The organism is Idiomarina loihiensis L2TR (assembly GCF_000008465.1).
Taxonomy (GTDB): Bacteria; Pseudomonadota; Gammaproteobacteria; order Enterobacterales; family Alteromonadaceae; genus Idiomarina; species Idiomarina loihiensis.
In genome coordinates this window covers 1,072,413-1,093,274 of record NC_006512.1, presented here as the reverse complement: position 1 = coordinate 1,093,274, position 20,862 = coordinate 1,072,413, and the positions used below count along the sequence as shown (strand labels likewise).

Below are 20,862 nucleotides of genomic sequence, written 5' to 3'. Positions count from 1 at the left end.
ATGATTTATTGGTTGATGACCGCTATAATAACAACTTTACGAACAACAGTGGACAAAGCAGACCACATTCACACACGACGTTGGTAAGATATCGACGTAGCAATGTCAGACAGGATTATAGAATGAGAAGAGCTGTTATCACCGGACTTGGTATTGTATCAAGTATCGGGAACAATCAAGAAGAAGTGCTGGAATCATTACGTACCGGCAAATCGGGTATTACCCGTTCAGAATCTTTTGCTGAAATGGGCTTGCGTTGTCAGGTATGGGGCGAAGTTAAGTTAGATCCTAAAGACCATATTGACCGCAAAGCGTTGCGTTTCATGGGCGATTCGGCGGCTTATGCCTATATCGCAATGGCTCAGGCTATCGAGGATTCAGGCTTAACCGAAGAGCAAGTTTCTCACCCGCGTACGGGGTTAGTTGTTGGTTCCGGTGGCGCTTCTGGTGAACATCAGGTTGCAGCAGCTGATATTTTGCGTGAACGTGGCGTGAAAAAAGTTGGCCCATACATGGTACCTCGTTGCATGGCGTCAACGACTTCAGCTTGCCTGGCAACACCTTTTAAAATTAAAGGTGTTAACTATTCAATTAGTTCTGCTTGTGCAACCTCTGCGCACTGTATCGGTCATGCGCTGGAATTAATTCAGTTCGGTAAACAAGACCGAGTATTTGCCGGCGGTGGTGAAGAACTGCACTGGACCCTGGGCATGGAATTTGATGCTATGGGCGCATTAAGTACTAAGTACAATGATACGCCTGAAAAAGCTTCACGTACCTACGACCAGGGGCGAGACGGTTTTGTACCTGCTGGTGGTGGCGGTATTCTGGTTATTGAAGAACTGGAAGCGGCAAAAGCTCGTGGCGCCAAAATTTACGGTGAAATTGTTGGTTACGGTGCGACTTCAGACGGTTACGATATGGTAGCTCCGTCGGGTGAAGGCGCCGTTCGTTGCATGAAAATGGCAATGGAAACGGTGGATACTCCAATCGACTATCTGAATACTCACGGTACCAGCACACCGGTTGGTGACGTTAAAGAGTTAGAAGCTATTCGTGAAGTTTTCCCAGAGAAAACGCCGATGATTAGTGCTACTAAAGCAATGACAGGCCATGCTCTGGGCGCAGCTGGTGTGCACGAAGCTATTTACTCTCTGCTTATGCTTAAGAATGGTTTTGTTACACCTTCAATCAATATTGAAGCGTTGGATGAAAAAGCCGACGGCATGAACATTATTCAGCAGACGACTGAAGCACCACTTAGAACGGTTATGTCTAATAGCTTTGGCTTCGGTGGTACAAACGCATCGTTAGTGATGCGCCAATACTCTGAATAATCGACTAGATCGGTTATTTCGATGAAAATCGTTGCCGATCAGAATATTCCCGCACTTTCCGACTTATTGTCGGGTGCGGGAACACTTTCCTACTTTTCTGAACGAATCCCTCCGCAGAAACTGTTGGCAGAAGCTGATGCTTTACTCGTGCGTTCTGTGACTCAAGTTGATGAAGTACTTTTAGAACAAGCTCCCGAACTTAAGTTTGTTGCGTCCGCAACCATTGGCACTGAGCATATCAATCTTCAGGCTCTAGAAGAGCGAGGCATTGGCTTTGCACACGCGCCGGGGGCGAATGCGCAGTCAGTTGGTGAGTATGTTTTGTGCGCCGTGCTCAATTGGTTAAGTGACCAACCCCGGTATGTAGCTGACGAAATCGATGTTGCCATTGTTGGTGCCGGGCATACGGGAAAAGCCGCCGGAAAGAGGCTGGAAGCTCTGGGACTCAATGTTCATTATTATGATCCGCCCTTGTGTAAAAAAGGCGTTAAGTTTGTGCATGACCATTGGCAGCGTGTACTAACGGCCGATATTATCTCCTGCCATGTCCCTTTGACGCGGGACGGCGATTTCCCAACTCAGCATTTGTTTGAAAATACGGCATTGCAGTCACTGCATTCGCAGCAGTTACTAATTAATGCCAGCCGGGGTGCGGTTATCGACAATAATGCCTTACTGGAGCGTGTAGAGCAGGGGGAGCGGCCATCGCTGGTGCTGGATGTATGGGAGAATGAGCCCGAAGTATTGTCAGGCTTAGTGCCTTATGTTGATATCGCAACTCCACACATTGCCGGACACAGTCTGGAAGGTAAAGTCGGCGGGGCGGTAATGATTTCAAATGCATTGCTGGAACACTTTGGTAAGCCCGCCGATAAGACTTTGTCTGATGTGTTGCCGGGGAAGGCCTGGAATGAACGTGATGCCGGTGGGTTGAATTCACTGGAAAGTCTTAATTTGTGGGCAAAAGAACACTACGACTTGTTCCGGGACGATGAACTTTTCCGACAACAGGGTCTCACTACCGAAGGTTTTGATAGTTTACGACGCAATTATCGCAAAGAAAGCCCGCGCAGAGAGTTCATTAATCAGGTCGTTACATGCCATAATAGCGAGCAATATATCCAGTTTTTACAGTTGGGCTTTAGTGCCCGGCTATTGTCTAAGTAAGGAGTTAGCATGTCACATGGGTTTCGCGTTGCCGTATTAGGTGCAACAGGTTTAGTGGGCCAGCAAATGATAGAAATTTTAGCTGAGCGAAAATTCCCGGTGGCAGAACTTTTCCCTTTAGCTAGTGCCCGCTCTGCTGGCGCAACAGTTAATTTTAATGGCGAAGAAATAGAAGTGTTAGATGCTGGTGAGTTCGACTGGTCTAATGCTGATATCGCGTTCTTTTCAGCGGGCGGTTCAATTTCACGCGAGTTCGCCCCCAAAGCTGCTGAAGCAGGCTGTGTGGTTATTGATAACACATCTGAATATCGCTATGAGCCGGATATTCCTTTGGTGGTGCCGGAGGTTAATGCCTGGGCGCTAGCCGATTTTAGAAACCGCAATATTATTGCTAATCCAAATTGCTCGACCATTCAAATGATGGTCGCACTGAAGCCTATTCATGATGCCGTCGGCATTGAGCGCATAAATGTCAGTACTTATCAGTCGGTATCTGGCGCTGGTAAAGAAGCGATGGAAGAGCTGGCAAAGCAGACAGCAGAACTTTTAAACGGTAAGCAGCCGACGGTAGCGAACTTCAGTCGACAAATTGCTTTCAACTGCATTCCTCAAATAGACGTTTTTCAGGAGAATGATTACACCAAAGAAGAAATGAAAATGGTGTGGGAAACCCAAAAGATATTTAATGACCCCAGTATTCGGGTGAATCCCACGGCGGTAAGGGTTCCTGTATTTTTCGGACACGCAGAAGCCATTCACATTGAAACGCGACAGCCAATTACGGCCGAGCATGCAAAACAGCTGTTAAGTGAAGCCCCAGGTGTTACTTTAATGGAGCAGCGCGAGGAGTTTCCGACTCAAGTGGGAAATGCCGCTGGCAATGACGATGTCTTTGTAGGGCGGGTACGGGAAGATATCAGCCACCCTAACGGACTTAACCTGTGGGTTGTATCGGACAACATACGCAAAGGTGCGGCAACCAACAGCATACAAATTGCAGAAACTTTAATTCGTGATTACTGGTAATTTAAGCAGCTGTATGTCATAAAGTTTTTTTAACGAACGCCGTTAAAGATAAGAGCAAAGCGCGGGCAGAGACTAAAGGATGAGAAAAACCAAGATAGTGCAGGTACTGAGATACTTCTCGCTGGCAGCCATGGTGTTGTCCGGCAGCATGACTGTCGCTGCTGCAGGCTGGCAGGATGGCGTCGTTATAAAAGGCGAGAAAGGCTCAGAAGCAACCGATGTTCGTATCGGCCAGGAGCGCTATGGGCCTATAAGCAGCAACGACACCTTGTGGGATATTGCGCGGCGTTATAAGCCACACTCCAGTGTGACCCAGTATCAGACTATGGTTGCTATTGTGCAGGCTAATGACGATGCCTTCGTCGATGGTAATATGAACCGCATGCTCAATGGTTTTTACCTGCGCATTCCCTCTTTGCAAGAAATCAAAATGGTTAACCCCGAAGCCGCTCGTCGGCAAGTCGTGGTAGATAGCCAATTAAAAACCAAGTCTCAACAACTCTCGCAAGCTCGGCAGGACACTCAGAAAACTCGCGCGGAACAGCAGGAGTTACTTGAGCAGGCCCGGGAGAAAGCTGAACAAACCATTCAGGAAGTTGAACAGCGACAGGAACAAAACTTTCAGGAGTTGCGCTCTGATATGCAGCAGTCCATGCAGGCGGTTGAGCGCATGTATGAAGAGAATAAGTCTCTGCAGGAGCGTATCGACGCATTAGCGTCGCGTTTAGATGAGCTTGCCAATAATGTGAGCAAAACCGATGAACTGGAAGTTCAGTTTCAACAGGTATTAGCTCAACAACGGGAGCTGCTTGAACAGCAGGCTAGAGAAGAGCTGGAGCAGGAGTCCGGGTTTTCCGACTGGTTGCAAAGTCCTTTGAATATGTTGCTTGTATCAGTATTACCGGCACTGCTTATTATCGGTCTTATTGTGTTTTTCTTTTTGCGCCGTTCAGCCAAACCGGTAGAGGAAGATGAAGAGGCGGAAGAAAAGAGCAGTAAAGAGCTTACTGAAGAAGAAGCCGCCGCTGAACTCGATAAAGAACTGCTGGGAGATGTACCTAACGACAGTACAGATGGCTTATTCGATATTGATGGTGAAGAAAGCACTGATGACGAAGGTGACGACTTAAGTGCGCTAGAGGCTGAGTTAACCGGAAATTCGGATGAGCCGGAAGCCGCTGATTTGAGCGTTCGTCTTGACGATGGAAAAGACGATGCCAGGAAGGAAGAACCGAAGCCGGAAGCCGAAACTGAACCGGCTGTAGAAGACGATTTAGACGACGATGATCAGGCTGTATTGCCGGATGAAGAAGACGAAGAGTCTAGTGAATTGTCTCAGGATGAACTGGATCGTTTATTTGGCGAAGCCGACGATGATGATGAACAGGCGATTGACCTTTCCGTCACTGATGAAGAAGAGTCTCCGGAGTCATCGAGTGCAGATGCTGATGAACCTGTTTCAGAAAATATTGAGCAAGAAGGTGAAGCAACAGAAGAAGAGTCTGCAGTAGCTGACGTCGATGATATCGATGACATTTTGTCCGACAACGCGCCTTCAGAAACTCCTGAAGAAGCTGACAGCGACGATGAGCGTGCAGTTGATGATAAGCCTGACAAAGGCGAAACTGATTCAGACCAGGAAAGTGACGACTTGTTGCCGGATGACTTTGACGACAGCGAGGTTGATGATGTTCTCGCTGAGTTGGGTCTTGCGGAAAACGAAGCCGATGAGCCGGAAAGTGAGAAAGCGGAAAGCATAGAAACCGACAGCTCCGAAGCCGAAGATGAACCAGAAGCTGATGAGGCTCAATCAGAAGAGGCTGCCGAAGCGGAAGAAACCGAGCTAACCTCGCAGGAGGAAAGCCAGCCTGTAGAAGAAGACTCCGAAGAAGATAATCTGGAACAGTTGCTGCAAGAGTCGGATGAGTTGACTCAGTCACTGGATGACCTTGAAGAAGAAGTTCCCGACGACGATGCGGAACTTGATAAGGCAGAAGATGAAGCGGACAAAGACTTAGAGTCGCTATTTGGTGGTTCCGATAATGCGGATAATATTGTCGATGAAGATGAGCCGGCTACAGAAGAAAACGACACCGAAAGCGAAGCCGAAACTGATGCATTTAGCGCTACCGACGACGATGAATTTGTGGATATTGACTCCTTAATGGCGGATGCCGATGAGGAAGACGAAGACAGTGATCGCTATCAGTCGTCGGCAGTAAAAGACGTTTTACCGGATGATGAATCTGGAGATGCCGAAGGGGCTCCACAAGATGATGAACCGTCGGGTCAGCTTGATCTTGCCAGAGCCTATATTGAAATGGGCGAAGAGGACGAAGCTCGGGAGATTCTTCAGCAATTAGCAGAAGGTGATGATGAAGCGCTGGCAAATGAAGCTAAGACGCTGCAACAGAAACTAGATTCGTAGGATAAAGTAGTATGCGAATGGCCTTATGCCTTGAATACGACGGCAGTCGTTATTATGGATGGCAACGACAACGTGAAGTAGCCAGTGTTCAGCAGTGTGTTGAAGAGGCTTTGAGTAAAATAGCGAATGCGCCTGTTGAGGTAACTTGTGCCGGCAGAACGGATGCTGGTGTTCATGCTACCGCACAGATCGTGCATTTTGATGTCCCGGTACCAAGAGCTGATGTTGCCTGGACGTTAGGAGTGAACAGTAATCTGCCCGCTGGTATTGCTGTACGCTGGGCGCGGGAAGTTGACAGTGAGTTCAGTGCGCGGTTTAGCGCTACGTCGCGACGTTACCGTTATATTATTGCCAATACCAGATTCCGTCCGGGGATCCATTCGGCAGGGGTCAGTCATTATCATCAACCACTTGACGCTGAAGTTATGCAAGAAGCTGCTCAGGCGCTTGTCGGTGAACATGACTTTACTGCATTCCGGGCATCTCATTGCCAGTCGCATACCCCGTTTCGTAAGGTTTCCGATTTAACGGTTGAACGCCGTGGCGACTATATTATCGTGGATATTTCGGCGAATGCCTTTTTGCATCACATGGTGCGAAATATCGTCGGCAGTTTGATCGTTGTTGGTCAGCACCTGCAGCCACCGGACTGGATTGGAGAATTGTTAAGACAGAAAGACCGCACCAAGGCTGCAGCTACAGCGAAACCCGGCGGACTTTACCTGGTGGCAGTAACTTACCCGGAACACTATAATATACCCGATGCTCCACTGGGACCTTTGTGGCTAGGCGATTAAGAGTCACTGTTATGACCTCTTTGCTTGACCCATTTGTGGTACCATGTAAGCTACATCAAATTGACTAATAACAGCCTTTGGGCGGAATAGTATGAGCTGGATAGAAAGAATTCTTGCGAAGCCAAAAATTAACAAACGACGTGGCGTTCCAGAGGGCGTGTGGAGCAAGTGCACGGCCTGTGGCAATATTATTTATAAGGCTGATTTAGAACGCAGCCTTAATGTTTGCCCTAAGTGTGATCATCACATGCGGGTTACCGGGCGCAGCCGTTTAGATATTTTTCTGGATAAAGACAATCGCGAAGAAATAGGCACAGATTTAGAGCCAAAAGATGTTCTGCGCTTTAAAGATTCCAAAAAATACAAAGACCGTATTGCTGCCGCGCAAAAAAGCACGGGTGAGAACGACGCCCTAATTGCCGAGAAAGGTACCGTAAAAGGCGTTCCTCTAGTCGCGGTTGCCTTTGACTTTAACTTTATGGGCGGCTCCATGGCATCGGTGGTAGGGGCTAAGTTTGTACTGGCTGCCGAAGTCTGCCTTAAGCATCGTATTCCGCTGGTATGTTTCTCTGCCTCCGGCGGTGCTCGTATGCAGGAAGCTCTGATGTCGTTAATGCAAATGGCTAAGACCTCTGCGGCTTTAGCTCGTATGAGCGAAGAAGGCCTGCCGTTCATCTCGATATTAACCGACCCGACCATGGGTGGTGTTTCTGCGAGTCTGGCAATGTTGGGCGATATTCATATTGCTGAACCAAAAGCTCTCATCGGCTTTGCCGGACCTCGGGTTATTGAACAAACGGTTCGTCAAACCTTACCGGAAGGTTTTCAACGCGCTGAGTTCCTGCTGGAACATGGGGCTATCGACATGATTACCGACCGTCGTGATATGCGCGATACTGTTGCCCGTTTGTTGGCGAAAATGCAAAACTTACCTTCTACCGAAGCTACGGAAGTAAGTGTAAACGAGTAATGGCGGAGATATCTTCATCAGCTCCTGCAGTGACTGCATCACTGCAGGAGTGGCTGACCTACCTCGAAAAACTTCATCCGAAAAATATCGATATGGGTCTGGAGCGTGTAGCCAGAGTGGCTGCTAATGCCGGCGTATTAAAGCCGGCAGCTTTAGTCATAACGGTTAGCGGAACCAATGGTAAAGGCTCAACAGTTTGCTATCTGGAAACGATTCTGCAGGCGGCAGGTTACACTACCGGCGTTTATACCTCACCGCATATTACCGAGTATCGCGAGCGAGTTCGGGTTAATGCGCAAGAATTGCCGGACTCCGAACACGTTAAAGCATTTCATGCTATTGAGCAGGCTCGTAACAATACGTCATTAACTTATTTTGAGTTTGGTACGTTAGCGGCGCTTTGGTTAATGGGTCGCCAGTCTCCGGATGTCGCTATTCTTGAGGTAGGCCTGGGTGGGCGTCTAGACGCGGTTAACTGTGTTGACGCAGACGTGGCTGTGGTCACCAGTATCGGCATCGACCACATTGCTTTTCTCGGAAATAATCGTGAGCACATTGGGTATGAAAAAGCCGGTATTGCCAGATCGGGTAAGCCATTAATTTGTGGTGAAGCAAGTCCAACGGCCAGTATTGCAGAAAGCGCGGAGCGCATCGGGGCTAAGCTTTATCAAGTCGGGCGTGACTTTCATCGTACCGAATACGATGAAAGCTGGAGTTATCGTAGTCAGAACACCCAATTGAATGACTTGCCGTTACCAAAACTGCCTCTTATCAACGCGTCAACAGCCATTGCGGCTATCGAACAATTGCCGTTACCAGTCAGCTTATCGGCTATTCGTGAAGGTATTACTCAGGCAAGTTTACCTGGGAGAATGCAACCTGATACCGTTAATGGTATTGAAGTTTTGCTGGACGTTGCGCATAACCCGCAGGCTGCAGTTTATGCTAGTCGCTATTTGAATAAATTTTATCCACAACATAAAATTTTTGCTGTTGTGGGGATGTTAAGTGACAAAGACCATGCCGGTGTCGCTAACGCATTGAGTTCTCAGGCTTCTGCCTGGTATCTTGGCTCACTGTCGGAGCCGCGTGGTGAAACTGCGGATAACTTGGTGATCAATGCTAAATTACCTACAGAATCCTGTTATCTGTTTGAATCGGTGGAGCAGGCGTTTGCAGCAGCAGTGACAGCAGCGCAGCAATGGCAAATGAATGACGGCAAAGCTCTGGTTTTCGGCTTCGGCTCGTTTTACACTGTAGCGAGAATTAACGCTTATCTAAAAGGAGCTTGAGCTTTGTCCAGTTCTCTACAAAATCGTCTCGTTGGCACTTTAATACTTGTGGCGTTAGCCGTGATCATTATTCCAGATGTGCTTGATGGCGAAAAGAAAGAGCCTGTGGAACCAATGGAAACCATTCCATTAAAACCCGCAGTAGAGGAGCAGCTGAAGAAGCCGGAAACTCTATCAGATACAACTGTAGCAGAACCCGTTACGGTTGAAGAAGCATCATCAGATGTTGAGAAAACGGCAGATGAGGCCGCTTCGGTTCAGGAGGACAGCAACGTACAAGCTCCACCACGTGAGCCAGCCGAGTTCGCGGTCGATGGTAAAGCCTGGGTTATTCAGTTAGGTGCTTTTAGTCAGGAAGATAGTGTTAAGCGGCTTATTTCACAGCTACAGGCAAAAGGCTTTGCCGCATACTCTCAAGAGACGTCCGGAGGTTCTTTGATCCGTGTATTGGTTGGTCCGGATACGTCAAAAACAGAACTAGAAAAGCAACTGACGCCGTTAAAAGAGCTAACTGGCCTTGAAGGTAAGGTCATTACCTACCGGCCATGAGTTTTGCAATATATGCGAAAAGAAATCACATTATGAATCGCATTCTGTTAAAATCGCCCGCGTCTTTAGCCCAGCAATTGTGAGTCATTATGCTCTGGATTGACTACGCCATTATTATTGTTATTGGCCTTTCTACGCTTATCAGCCTGGTAAGAGGGTTCGTTAAAGAAGCCGTATCTCTGGCCATCTGGATAGCAGCTTTTTTCATCGCTAGTCAGTTCTACGAAGATCTTGCGGTATACTTTACCCAAATTGGTGATCCGCTGGTCAGAAACGCTGCCGCTATTGCCGCATTATTCGTAGCGACACTTATTCTGGGCGCTATTATCAACTATATTCTGTCTCAATTAGTTCATCACACCGGCTTGTCCGGAACCGACCGGGTACTTGGTCTGGTGTTTGGCGCTTTACGCGGAGTGCTAATTGTCAGTGCGTTATTATTCTTTATAGACTCTTTTACTACGTTATCTTCCAGTGACTGGTGGAAGGAGTCCGTGTTAATTCCTCATTTCGGTGTATTTATTCAGTGGTTTTTCAGCTATCTGGAAAACAGCTCCAGTTTTTTAGTCCCTCAACCTGTATAAAAAGGTGAAAAGACATGTGTGGTATTGTTGGTATTGTTGGTAAGCAGCCTGTTAACCAAGCGCTTTACGATGGGTTAACCATGCTTCAACATCGTGGCCAGGACGCCGCTGGTATTATGACAGTTGATGAGCACTGTACTTTGCGTTTAAGAAAAGCCAACGGATTGGTGCGGGATGTGTTCCATACACGTCACATGCACCGCTTGTCGGGTAATGTCGGTATTGGTCATGTGCGTTATCCTACAGTCGGAAGTTCGAGCTCAGCAGAAGCGCAACCGTTCTATGTTAACTCACCTTTTGGTATTGCCATGGCGCATAATGGTAACTTAACCAATGCTGCTGACGTTCAGGAACATTTGTTTCAAACGGCGCGTCGTCATATTAATACCACCTCCGACTCGGAAATTTTGCTGAACATTTTTGCCAATGAGCTGGATAAAAACGAGAGTTTAACGCTGAGCGAAGAAGACGTTTTTCGCACCATGACCGCGGTTCACCGTCAGGTTCGTGGTTCTTATGCCGTGGTAGCAATGATCCTCGGTCATGGCATGGTTGCATTCCGTGACCCATGGGGCATTCGTCCTTTAGCCCTGGGTAAACGTGATACCGAAGACGGCGAAGAGTACATTGTTGCCTCTGAAAGCGTTGCCATTGACGGCACCGGTTTTAAATATATGCGCGATGTCGAGCCTGGCGAAGCTATTTATATTACAAACGATGGCAAGCTGTATTCTCGTCAGTGCGCTGATAAGCCAATACATTGTCCGTGTATTTTTGAGTACGTGTACTTTGCGCGTCCCGACTCGTTTATTGATGGCATTTCGGTCTATGCCTCTCGGGTTAATATGGGCCGTAAGCTGGGCGAGAAGATAAAGCGTGATTACGGCGAACTCGATATTGATGTGGTTATTCCAATTCCTGAAACCAGCTGTGATATCGCTTTAGAGATAGCCAGCGTGCTGGACTTACCTTATCGCCAGGGCTTTGTGAAAAACCGTTATATTGGTCGTACCTTTATTATGCCGGGACAGACTCAGCGACGTAAATCAGTACGCCGAAAGTTAAATGCCATTAGCGCGGAATTCCGTGGTAAGAACGTTCTGCTGGTTGATGATTCAATTGTACGTGGAACAACGTCAGAGCAAATAATTGAAATGGCTCGTGAAGCCGGTGCGAAGAAAGTATATTTTGCTTCAGCTGCTCCGGAAATTCGCTTCCCGAACGTTTACGGCATTGATATGCCAAGCGCTAACGAGCTGATTGGTCACGGACGTGAAGCAACGGAAATTCGTGACATAATTAAAGCTGATGGTCTCATTTATCAGGATCTTGACGACTTAATTGAAGCAGTAGGAGCAGAGAACCGATCAATTAAACGTTTTGATACGTCGGTATTCAGTGGTGAATACGTAACGGGTGATGTGAGCCAGGAGTACTTAGATCGTTTGCATGCGGCACGTAATGACGTTGCAAGGTCCGATCGTGACGGCTCAGAAGACGCCAACCTCGAACTTCACAACGACAACGATTAATTCATTCTGAAATAAAAGACTGAGCGTTGGGCGCTCAGTCTTGCTGGAATGGGTACACCGAACCCAGCTTCATAATTTGTGTTAACTCATCAAGTGCCGTGCGTGATTCTTCCAGTAGCGCCGGGTCACGTAAATCATCGACTGCTAACTCATCACGGTAATGCTTCTCTACCCATTGATTCAAACGATTAAATAACCCGTCAGACATCAGGCAATTCTGGTTTGCACCCGCTATTTCTTCATCGTTTAAAGCAACACGTAAACGCAAACAGGCTGGACCGCCACCGTTGCGCATACTCTGCTTAACGTCAAAGTATTCAACCCGCTTAATTGGGCTGTCAGCGCTTTGCGTCAACTGCTCAAGATAGGAACGGACATTATCGTTTTCCTGGCACTCGGTAGGCGCGATAATGGTCATTTGGCCGTCGGGCGGTGTAATTAACTGAGTATTGAATAAGTAGGTATTTACTGCGTCCTGAATGCTCACTTGTTCTGTAGCAACTTTAATGAAATGTAGCGGATGTTCGCCGAATTTACGTTGAATTTCTGCTAATTTCGACTCGGTATCAGTAAAGGCCTGCTCGTGATAAAAAAGCACATTCTGGTTACCGACCGCGATAACATCATTATGGAATACGCCCTGGTCAATAACATCGGGGTTCTGCTGAATGTAAACGGTGTTGTCTTCACTTAAACCATGCAACCGGGCAATTGCCTGAGAGGCTTCCAGAGTCTGTCTTGCCGGGAAGCGCTTAGGTGCTGGTTTAGAACTGTCGAAGGCGTAACGGCCAAAAACAAAGAGCTCAATTCCGGCATGACCATATTCACGACACAGACGGGTGTGGTTCGCGGCACCTTCGTCACCAAAATGTTCATTGTCCGGCAGGTGGGTGTGATGCTCAAAATAACGACCATTATTGAACATTGCCTGCAGAATACGGCCACTGGTTTGTGGTTCTAACGAACGGTGAAACTTATTGGTCAGATTCGCCGGAGTGAAATGCACTTTCCCATTTGCTGTGTCTGCACTGGGCGAAACTGTCGCGGCATTGGCTGTCCACATACTGGAAGCGGAGCAAACGGCCTGAAATATGGCGGGTGCTTCGGTTGCTGCACGGTATAAAACCTCGGAATCGGTACCGTGGAAGCCCAGGCGGCGTAATGCAAAAATATCCGGGCGTTCCTGTGGCGCCAACACACCTTGCTTCATTCCCATATCGTGCAAGGCTTTCATTTTTTTCAGACCTTGCAGGGCAGCATGTTTGGGGCTGGATGTTGCTTTTGCATTGGCTAAAGAGGCAACGTTGCCGAACGACAGTCCAGCGTAGTTATGAGTTGGCCCAACCAAACCGTCATAGTTGACTTCGAAGTGTTGCATGCTCACTTGTCGATACTCCCTGCACGTATCGTGCACCTAAAAATAGAAACTTAATTGCCATTATACTGTTTTAAAACGGCCTTGAAAGCCTTTATTTTTCTGGACTTTGGCTTGCTAACGTAATTGTGACTGTTTATTTAACTTGTGCGAATTTTTATCAAATAACCGAGTTGCGGTTGTTTCTGCAAGCGATAACCGATATACCTAAAAAAGGCCGCTAAAGAGCAATTGCACTTGTAATTGTTACTGTTAGCACGTATATACACGGTCATCTACAACAAGAGAACGATTATTCTATGGCAAAATCGCTCGTCATTGTCGAGTCTCCGGCAAAAGCCAAAACGATTAATAAGTATTTAGGTAAGGACTTTGTCGTTAAGTCCAGTGTTGGTCATGTCCGTGATCTGCCTACCCGTGCCACTGAGACAATAAAGAGTAAGCCGGCTGCAGAAGTACGCAAGATGTCGCCGGATGCTAAGGCAAAATACCAGAAAGAACGTGATTATAAGCGACTGATTGCTCGTATGGGGGTTGACCCGGAAAATGACTGGGAAGCGCATTACGAGGTTCTGCAGGGAAAAGAAAAAGTCGTTAAAGAGCTAAAACAGTTAGCCAAAAAGTCAGATGAAATTATTCTGGCAACGGATTTGGACCGCGAGGGGGAGGCGATAGCCTGGCACTTGCGGGAACTTATTGGTGGTGATGACTCGCGATATAAACGCGTGGTGTTTAACGAAATAACGAAAAAAGCCATTCAAGAAGCTTTTCAACATCCGGCAGAGCTGAACACCGACCGGGTTAATGCGCAGCAGACCCGACGTTTCCTGGATCGGGTCGTTGGTTTTATGGTGTCGCCCTTGTTGTGGAAGAAAATCGCCCGAGGGTTGTCAGCAGGACGTGTCCAATCTGTCGCTGTAAGGCTTGTGGTTGAACGTGAGCGTGAAATTAAAGCCTTTGTACCGGAAGAGTACTGGGACGTTCATGCAGACTTAAACACGCCTGCGGACGAGTCTCTGCGCATGCAGGTGATGAAGCAGGCTGGTAAGAACTTCCGTCCGTCCAATAAACAGGAAACGGACGCAGCTTTAGCACTACTGAAAAAAGCCGGCTATGAAATTACCGGGCGTGAAGATAAGCCAACGTCCAGTAAACCCAGTGCGCCTTTTATTACCTCGACTCTGCAGCAAGCCGCCAGTACCCGATTAGGCTTTGGCGTTAAGAAAACCATGATGATGGCTCAGCGTCTGTATGAAGCAGGCCACATTACGTACATGCGTACCGATTCAACCAATTTAAGTTCTGAGGCTGTCGATGCTTGTCGTGAATTAATTACCAAGGACTTTGGTAAAAATTATTTACCGGACGATCCTGTTCGCTATGGTGCAAAAAGTAACGCACAGGAAGCGCACGAAGCGATACGTCCGTCAGATGTGAAGGTTAAGTCAGAGTCACTGGCTTCTGTGGAGCGAGACGCGCAGCGTTTGTATGAGTTGATTTGGCGTCAGTTTGTGGCCTGCCAAATGGTACCGGCTCGATACGATAGTACCACCCTGACGGCAACCGCCGGCGATTTTGAATTGAAAGCTCGCGGACGTGTGATGCGGTTTGCCGGTTGGACTAAGGTGATGCCTCCGGCCAGTAGTAAAAAAGACGGTGATGCGACCTTGCCTGATGTGAAAAAAGGCGATGCATTACAGCTGGAGAAACTGAATCCGGAACAACACTTTACTAAGCCACCGGCGCGTTATGGTGAGGCTTCTCTGGTCAAAGAACTGGAGAAACGAGGCATTGGTCGTCCATCAACTTATGCTTCAATTATTTCTACCATTCAGGATCGCGGTTATGTTCGGGTGGAGAGCCGTCGTTTCTTTGCCGAGAAAATGGGTGAAATTGTCAATGATCGGTTGATTGAGAACTTCACTGAGCTAATGAATTATAACTTTACGGCAGAAATGGAACAGGCGCTGGATGATATTGCTGCCGGGAAACGTGACTGGAAAGAGACTCTGGATAAGTTTTATGCAGACTTTAAAGAGCGCCTGGAAAAAGCAGAACTGGAACCGACTGAGGGCGGCATGCGTGAGAACAGCATGGTTCTTACCGATATCGATTGCCCTGAGTGTGGTCGTAAAATGGGAATAAGAACAGCGTCCACGGGCGTATTCCTTGGCTGTTCTGGCTATAACTTACCGCCCAAAGAACGTTGTACCAAAACGCTTAACCTGACACCGGGCGAAGAAGCGATAGAGGTGACTGACGAAGAAGAGCGCGAAACAGAAGCGCTTCGTGCCAAAAAGCGTTGCCCTAAGTGTGGCACCGCAATGGACAGTTACCTTATTGACGAAAAGCGTAAGCTTCATGTTTGTGGTAACAACCCAACATGTGACGGTCAACTGGTTGAAGAGGGGACTTTCCGCATTAAGGGGTATGACGGACCCACCATTGAATGCGATAAGTGTGGTTCTGAAATGCAGTTAAAAACGGGACGTTTTGGTAAGTACTTCGGCTGCACTAACAGTGAGTGTAAAAACACCCGAAAATTACTGCGAAGCGGGGAAGCTGCGCCACCGAAAGAAGACCCAGTGCCGTTGCCTGAGTTACCTTGTGAAGAGTCGGATGCTTACTTTGTGCTAAGAGACGGTGCCTCCGGTATTTTCCTGTCTGCCAATACCTTCCCTAAATCGAGAGAAACTCGGGCAGTTACGGTAAAAGAACTGGCTAAGTTTAAAGATCGTTTACCGGAAAAATTCAAGTACCTGGCTGAAGCCCCTAAAGAAGATGATGACGGTAATGATGCTATTGTTCGTTTTTCAAGAAAGAACAAAGAACAGTACGTTGTTACTGAAATTAAGAAGAAACAAACGGGCTGGAAGGCTTTTTACCGCAGTGGTAAATGGCAGGTAGAAGAAAAGTAGTTAAAGGCTTACGAGCAAACACTCACTTTGCCAATAGTTAAAATATAAAAGCAGGACTAACATAGTGCGGTGTCTATTGAAGGACACGGCACACCGGACACGGAGGTCCTCATGTTATTGTCTCGCTTGAGCATAACACTTCCCGCTGCTTTTCCGGCAGCGGGTTTTTCTTTTCTGAACCCCGTCAAAATACTGAAAAAACAATCAGGGCAGGCGAGTGTTGAGTTGCTGGTCGTTTGGCCTGTTATTGTCGCCTGCGTTTTTACTTTTGTTCAGGCTGTCTTTATTTGGTGGGCGCAGCAAACACTTACAGTAGCGAATCAGTATGCAGTGAGGGCAGGAAGTCTTAACCATGGTAACAATAATGCCATGGTGAACACGCTGGCGGCAGGAATGGCCGGTTTAAAACCACAACTGAACATAGATAACAAAATAGCCGCCGCAGCTGAGGCTATAGCTAAACAGCGACTTCATTTCTCGCGCTTTGGACAATTAAAGGTTCTGTCACCCAGTACTGATGATTTTCGCCAGTTTTCGGACTGGCGCTGGGATAACGAATTGCAAAAAGACGTACTGGAAATTTCGGTTGACCATTATCATGCGCGGGCTGGCGATAATGCCTCCGAGGAATGGCATCAGGCACGCGTTTTGGTTATTGAAACTTATTGGTGCTTGCCACTGGAAATTCCAATTGCTGCTGATTTTCTGGCGGCAACACAGAGTTTAGTCTCAGATTCAAAAGCCGCGACTTACTGTGCAGGCCGAAGTACTTTATTTGATAAACCGTTGTGGGGGTTATCGAATACCGCTCAACATGTCATGTTAAGCGGCTACCGACAGGAATAAAATTTAACGAACGTCGTGATAATCGACACAGGCCTGCAATGTGTTCTCAATTAACGAGGCAACTGTCATGGGGCCAACGCCACCGGGAACAGGAGTGATCCAGCCGGCTCGCTCGGCAGCGACAGAGAACTCCACGTCACCGGTTAATCGACCATCGGGCAGGCGATTCATTCCTACATCTATGACGATGGCGCCAGGTTTAATCCACTCGCCAGGAATGAACTCCGCTTTGCCTACCGCAACAACAACGATATCAGCACGCTTGACATGATCGGATAAGTCTTTGGTAAAGCGATGACACACCGTCGTTGTTGCTCCTGCCAGTAATAACTCCAGGCTCATTGGACGACCAACAATATTCGATGCCCCGACAACCACTGCGTTTAAGCCGTGTAAGTCAACGTGCGTGTGCTCTAACAGTGTCATAATACCTTTGGGGGTACAGGGGCGCAAAGCCGGGATACGTTGTGACAAACGTCCAATATTGAATGGATGGAAGCCATCGACATCTTTATCCGGGCGAATTCTTTCTAAAATTGGTGTGGCATCCAGACCCGCAGGCAACGGAAGCTGAACTAAAATACCATCTACGGCGTCGTCATCGTTCAGCTCTTCAATGAGCTTCTCAAGTTCTTTCTGTGTTGTGGTTATTGGTAAGTCGTAATCAAACGAACGAAAACCAACGTCTTCACAGGCACGGCGCTTGTTGCCCACGTAAACTTCTGAAGCGGCGTCGCTTCCGACCAGAACAACAGCTAACCCTGGTGCCCGTAAGCCGGAATCAATGCGTTCTTTTACTTGCTGTTTAACCGCCTGGCGAACAGTGGCAGCGATGGTTTTACCATCGATAATTTGAGCTGGCATAATGACGTTCCCAAAGATGAGAGAATTCAAGGTGATATATAAGTTGTATTGTAACTTTTTTCTGCCCTGAATGTCACCGGTTGTTGGTTTAGTCGTCAGGTTGTTGCAAAAGTAGCCAGTCGGCACTGATAACCGAAAAAAAGTTTGACGGGTCAGTCTTCAGCAGGTAATATTCGCCACCGTTGTCGACCAGCAATAGTGTTTTTAAAAGCTGCGTATGACACGGCTTTCGGAGAAATTCGGCGATTAGCGCAGTTTGGTAGCGCACTTGGTTTGGGTCCAAGGGGTCGCAGGTTCAAATCCTGCATCGCCGACCATTCTCTTGACGGTTTATTGGTTCGATATGCGCCCGTAGCTCAGTTGGATAGAGCAACGGCCTTCTAAGCCGTGGGTCGCAGGTTCGAATCCTGCCGGGTGCGCCATAACGCGCCAAAGAAATCACTCAGTGGTGGGTGTAGCTCAGTTGGTAGAGCCCCGGATTGTGATTCCGGTTGTCGTGGGTTCAAGTCCCATCATCCACCCCATTTCTTTTGAAGTAACATCCTGTATTTCGGCGATTAGCGCAGTTTGGTAGCGCACTTGGTTTGGGTCCAAGGGGTCGCAGGTTCAAATCCTGCATCGCCGACCATTACACTAATTCCCCCTTTTTCTTTTCAGCCACTACTGCTACATTTATCTAATACTTAATCAAAAGATTTTGTTGTTAATCCTTGGCTGGAGCTATTGTTATGGACTTTAAGAAAAGTTTAAAGAATCCCGCTGAAGCGTTCGATTCTCCGCAAGACGTGGCAAATGATCCTGAGCTTTCAAACGAGCAGAAAATCGAAGTGCTGACGCAGTGGCGTTATGATGAATTGGAAACCGAAGTCGCCGATCAAGAAAATATGGCCGGGGATAAACCGGATAAACTGGGCGAAATCAACAATCTACTCCTTGAGCTTAAAGATAAATCTTAGTTATTTTTCCTTCCGTTAAAGTGAAGCCTAAAAATTGCCGCTCGGGGGCTCGACTCCGGGCGGTCACCTCGCTATAATACTGCGTCATTTTTAAAGGTCAACGCCGTTGCCGTATCTCATTTTTATAATGATAAGTTGATGCGAGTAACATTCATTGATTGAAACCGAGGTAATGAAGCAATGCAGGTTTCTGTAGAGACAACTCAAGGTTTAGAACGTCGTGTGACTGTTACAGTCCCGGCAGATACAATTGATAGCGAAGTAAAACGCTTATTAAAAGAAGAATATCGCCATCGTCGTGTGAATGGTTTCCGCAAAGGAAAAATTCCGCCAAACGTATTACAAAAGCTGTTTGGTCGCGAAGCCCGTTCACGTGCAGCGTCAAGTATCATGCAAAGTAAGTACTTTGAAGCTGTTATGCAGGAAAAACTGAACCCTGCTGGCGCACCTGCAATTGAACCTAAAGTCAATGAGCCAGGTAAAGATCTTGAGTTCACGGCTACGTTCGAAGTGTATCCAGAAGTAGAAGTACAGAACCTGGACAAAGTAAAAGTTGAAAAGCCTGCTGTTGAAGTCACTGAGAAAGACGTCGACAACATGCTGGAAACGTTGCAGAAACAACATGCTGACTGGAAAGAAGTTAAGCGTAAATCCAAAAAGGGTGACCGTGTCACTATGGATTTCGTTGGTTCTATTGACGGTGAAGAATTTGAAGGCGGTAAAGCTGACGACTTCGCGCTTGAGCTGGGCGAAGGTCGCATGATTCCTGGGTTTGAAGATCAAATCAAAGGAATTAAAGCGGGCGAAGAAAAGACTATTGAAGTCACTTTCCCGGAAGACTATCACGCTGAAAACCTGAAAGGTAAAGAAGCGCAATTCGTGGTAACCGCGAAGAAAGTTGAAGCACGTGACCTGCCAGAGCTAAACGATGAGTTCGTTGCATTGTTTGGTGTGAAAGAAGGCGGCGTTGAAGCGTTGAAAGAAGAAGTTCGCAAAAATATGGAACGCGAGCTGAAAAACGCAGTGAAAGCAAAAGTTAAAGAACAAGTACTGAAAGGTATTGTTGAAAACAACGACGTTGAACTGCCTAAATCAATGATCGACCAGGAAATTGACCAGTTGCGTAAGCAAGCGGCTCAACGTTTCGGTGGTAATGTTGAACAAATGCCTGACTTGCCGGCGGAGCTGTTCGAAGAACAAGCGAAAGAGCGTGTTAAAGTTGGTTTGTTATTAGGTGAAGTGATTCGTGGTAACGAGCTTAAAGCTGATGATGAGAAAGTTGATGAAATCATCGCAACGGCAGCTTCTGCTTATGAAGACCCGCAGGAAGTTGTGGAATACTACAAGTCAAACAACGATATGATGCAGCAAGTTCGTAACTTAGCGTTGGAAGAGCAAGCAATCGAATTCGTGTTGGAAAAAGCCTCGGTTAAAGATAAAAAAGCGAGCTTTGATGACATCATGAATCCGAAGCAGCAGTAATCTAGTGTAACGGAATCCTTGACGGGTCCCGCTACAGCTTGGTTTAATGGCTCGTATGACCTCATACGAGCCATTTTTATTTCAGGAGCTTTATAAAACATGTCGAGCGATATTCAGGATCCAATGGCACAGCTAGTCCCTATGGTCGTCGAGCAGACTTCGAAAGGTGAGCGCTCTTACGACATCTATTCACGTCTCTTAAAAGAACGTGTCATTTTTTGTTGTGGTCAGGTAGAAGACCACATGGCCAATCTCATTGTGGCTCAGCTACTGTTTTTAGAATCAGATAATCCTGATAAAGACATTTACCTTTACATTAATTCGCCTGGTGGGGTAGTGACAGCGGGTATGGCTATTTACGATACCATGCGCTTTATTAAGCCGGATGTTAGCACGGTATGTATGGGCCAAGCGGCCAGTATGGGCGCGTTCCTATTGGCTGGTGGTGCTCAGGGTAAACGTTATTGTTTACCTAATTCCCGAGTGATGATTCACCAGCCGTTGGGTGGATTCCAGGGACAAGCGTCAGATTTTGAAATTCATGCGAAACAAATTTTGGATCTGAAAGAGCGCTTAAACCGTATGTTAGCGGAGAACACAGGTCAGGATTACGAGAAAGTGGCCAGAGACACTGATCGCGATCACTTTTTATCGGCAGAAGAGTCAATCGATTACGGCCTGGTTGATGGTATTTTACGTCAGCGTGGCGAAGAGTCCTGAGTTGGCGCAGAGCAGTTAG

General features: G+C 47.3%; 18 protein-coding genes and 4 tRNA genes. 19 read left to right on the top strand and 3 right to left on the bottom strand.

The annotated features are described in order from the left end of the window. The first annotated feature begins 122 nt into the window (after positions 1–122). The 10 genes from fabB to purF all read left to right on the top strand — a co-directional run bounded on the left by fabB (position 123) and on the right by purF (position 11,682). Positions 123–1,337, top strand: a complete 1,215-nt coding sequence (gene fabB, locus IL_RS05235; protein ID WP_011234272.1) for a beta-ketoacyl-ACP synthase I — start codon at positions 123–125, stop codon at positions 1,335–1,337. Between the two features lie 21 nt (positions 1,338–1,358). Further along, the gene (locus tag IL_RS05230; protein WP_011234271.1) at positions 1,359–2,504 is read left to right on the top strand and encodes a 4-phosphoerythronate dehydrogenase; all 1,146 of its coding nucleotides are present in this window, start codon (positions 1,359–1,361) and stop codon (positions 2,502–2,504) included. A gap of 9 nt (positions 2,505–2,513) precedes the next feature. Then, complete coding sequence (locus IL_RS05225; RefSeq protein ID WP_011234270.1) at positions 2,514–3,530, top strand: aspartate-semialdehyde dehydrogenase; 1,017 nt, start codon at positions 2,514–2,516, stop codon at positions 3,528–3,530. Between the two features lie 79 nt (positions 3,531–3,609). Beyond that, entirely contained in the window at positions 3,610–5,958 is a 2,349-nt protein-coding gene (locus IL_RS05220; protein WP_011234269.1) for a FimV/HubP family polar landmark protein, read from the top strand. 11 nt (positions 5,959–5,969) lie between these two features. After that, positions 5,970–6,755 (top strand): tRNA pseudouridine(38-40) synthase TruA, encoded by a 786-nt coding sequence (gene truA / locus IL_RS05215; protein WP_011234268.1) that lies wholly within the window; start codon positions 5,970–5,972, stop codon positions 6,753–6,755. A gap of 91 nt (positions 6,756–6,846) precedes the next feature. Further along, positions 6,847–7,725, top strand: a complete 879-nt coding sequence (accD, locus tag IL_RS05210; RefSeq protein WP_011234267.1) for an acetyl-CoA carboxylase, carboxyltransferase subunit beta — start codon at positions 6,847–6,849, stop codon at positions 7,723–7,725. Next, the gene (gene folC, locus IL_RS05205) at positions 7,725–9,017 is read left to right on the top strand and encodes a bifunctional tetrahydrofolate synthase/dihydrofolate synthase (RefSeq protein WP_011234266.1); all 1,293 of its coding nucleotides are present in this window, start codon (positions 7,725–7,727) and stop codon (positions 9,015–9,017) included. Before accD ends, folC begins: the two co-directional genes overlap by 1 nt. Positions 9,018–9,020: 3 nt before the next feature. Further along, the gene (locus IL_RS05200) at positions 9,021–9,566 is read left to right on the top strand and encodes an SPOR domain-containing protein (RefSeq protein WP_011234265.1); all 546 of its coding nucleotides are present in this window, start codon (positions 9,021–9,023) and stop codon (positions 9,564–9,566) included. An 89-nt stretch (positions 9,567–9,655) separates the two neighbouring features. Then, positions 9,656–10,150 (top strand): CvpA family protein, encoded by a 495-nt coding sequence (locus IL_RS05195; protein WP_011234264.1) that lies wholly within the window; start codon positions 9,656–9,658, stop codon positions 10,148–10,150. 14 nt (positions 10,151–10,164) lie between these two features. Next, positions 10,165–11,682, top strand: a complete 1,518-nt coding sequence (gene purF, locus IL_RS05190; protein WP_011234263.1) for an amidophosphoribosyltransferase — start codon at positions 10,165–10,167, stop codon at positions 11,680–11,682. Between the two features lie 34 nt (positions 11,683–11,716). On the opposite strand, the gene astB is transcribed toward purF, so the two are convergent. After that, on the bottom strand, positions 11,717–13,060 hold the full coding sequence (gene astB / locus IL_RS05185; protein ID WP_011234262.1) for an N-succinylarginine dihydrolase: 1,344 nt from the start codon (positions 13,058–13,060) through the stop codon (positions 11,717–11,719). A gap of 296 nt (positions 13,061–13,356) precedes the next feature. Between astB and topA the strand changes: the two genes are divergently transcribed. Beyond that, complete coding sequence (gene topA, locus IL_RS05180; protein WP_011234261.1) at positions 13,357–15,975, top strand: type I DNA topoisomerase; 2,619 nt, start codon at positions 13,357–13,359, stop codon at positions 15,973–15,975. 111 nt (positions 15,976–16,086) lie between these two features. Then, entirely contained in the window at positions 16,087–16,821 is a 735-nt protein-coding gene (locus tag IL_RS05175) for a TadE family protein (protein WP_011234260.1), read from the top strand. A 3-nt stretch (positions 16,822–16,824) separates the two neighbouring features. Here IL_RS05175 and folD read toward each other — a convergent pair whose 3' ends face one another. Then, positions 16,825–17,685 carry a bifunctional methylenetetrahydrofolate dehydrogenase/methenyltetrahydrofolate cyclohydrolase FolD gene (folD, locus tag IL_RS05170; protein WP_011234259.1) on the bottom strand — a complete coding sequence of 287 codons (861 nt, stop codon included), beginning with the start codon at positions 17,683–17,685 and terminating at the stop codon, positions 16,825–16,827. An 88-nt stretch (positions 17,686–17,773) separates the two neighbouring features. Continuing rightward, on the bottom strand, positions 17,774–17,953 hold the full coding sequence (locus IL_RS13605) for a hypothetical protein (RefSeq protein ID WP_081423216.1): 180 nt from the start codon (positions 17,951–17,953) through the stop codon (positions 17,774–17,776). On the opposite strand from IL_RS13605, the gene IL_RS05165 reads away from it, so the two are divergent. From IL_RS05165 to clpP, 7 genes are all read left to right on the top strand, one after another. After that, positions 17,926–18,002 (top strand) — tRNA-Pro (locus tag IL_RS05165). The genes IL_RS13605 and IL_RS05165 overlap by 28 nt on opposite strands. Before the next feature lie 28 nt (positions 18,003–18,030). Beyond that, a tRNA-Arg gene (locus IL_RS05160) sits at positions 18,031–18,107 on the top strand. Positions 18,108–18,133: 26 nt separating this feature from the next. Further along, a tRNA-His gene (locus IL_RS05155) sits at positions 18,134–18,209 on the top strand. Positions 18,210–18,236: 27 nt separating this feature from the next. After that, positions 18,237–18,313, top strand: a tRNA-Pro gene (locus IL_RS05150). Between the two features lie 100 nt (positions 18,314–18,413). Then, positions 18,414–18,641 carry a hypothetical protein gene (locus IL_RS05145; protein WP_011234258.1) on the top strand — a complete coding sequence of 76 codons (228 nt, stop codon included), beginning with the start codon at positions 18,414–18,416 and terminating at the stop codon, positions 18,639–18,641. A 180-nt stretch (positions 18,642–18,821) separates the two neighbouring features. Continuing rightward, positions 18,822–20,123: a trigger factor gene (gene tig / locus IL_RS05140; protein ID WP_011234257.1), complete on the top strand. Its 1,302-nt coding sequence runs from the start codon at positions 18,822–18,824 to the stop codon at positions 20,121–20,123. Between the two features lie 99 nt (positions 20,124–20,222). Continuing rightward, positions 20,223–20,843 (top strand): ATP-dependent Clp endopeptidase proteolytic subunit ClpP, encoded by a 621-nt coding sequence (clpP, locus tag IL_RS05135; protein WP_011234256.1) that lies wholly within the window; start codon positions 20,223–20,225, stop codon positions 20,841–20,843. Positions 20,844–20,862 lie beyond the last annotated feature (19 nt).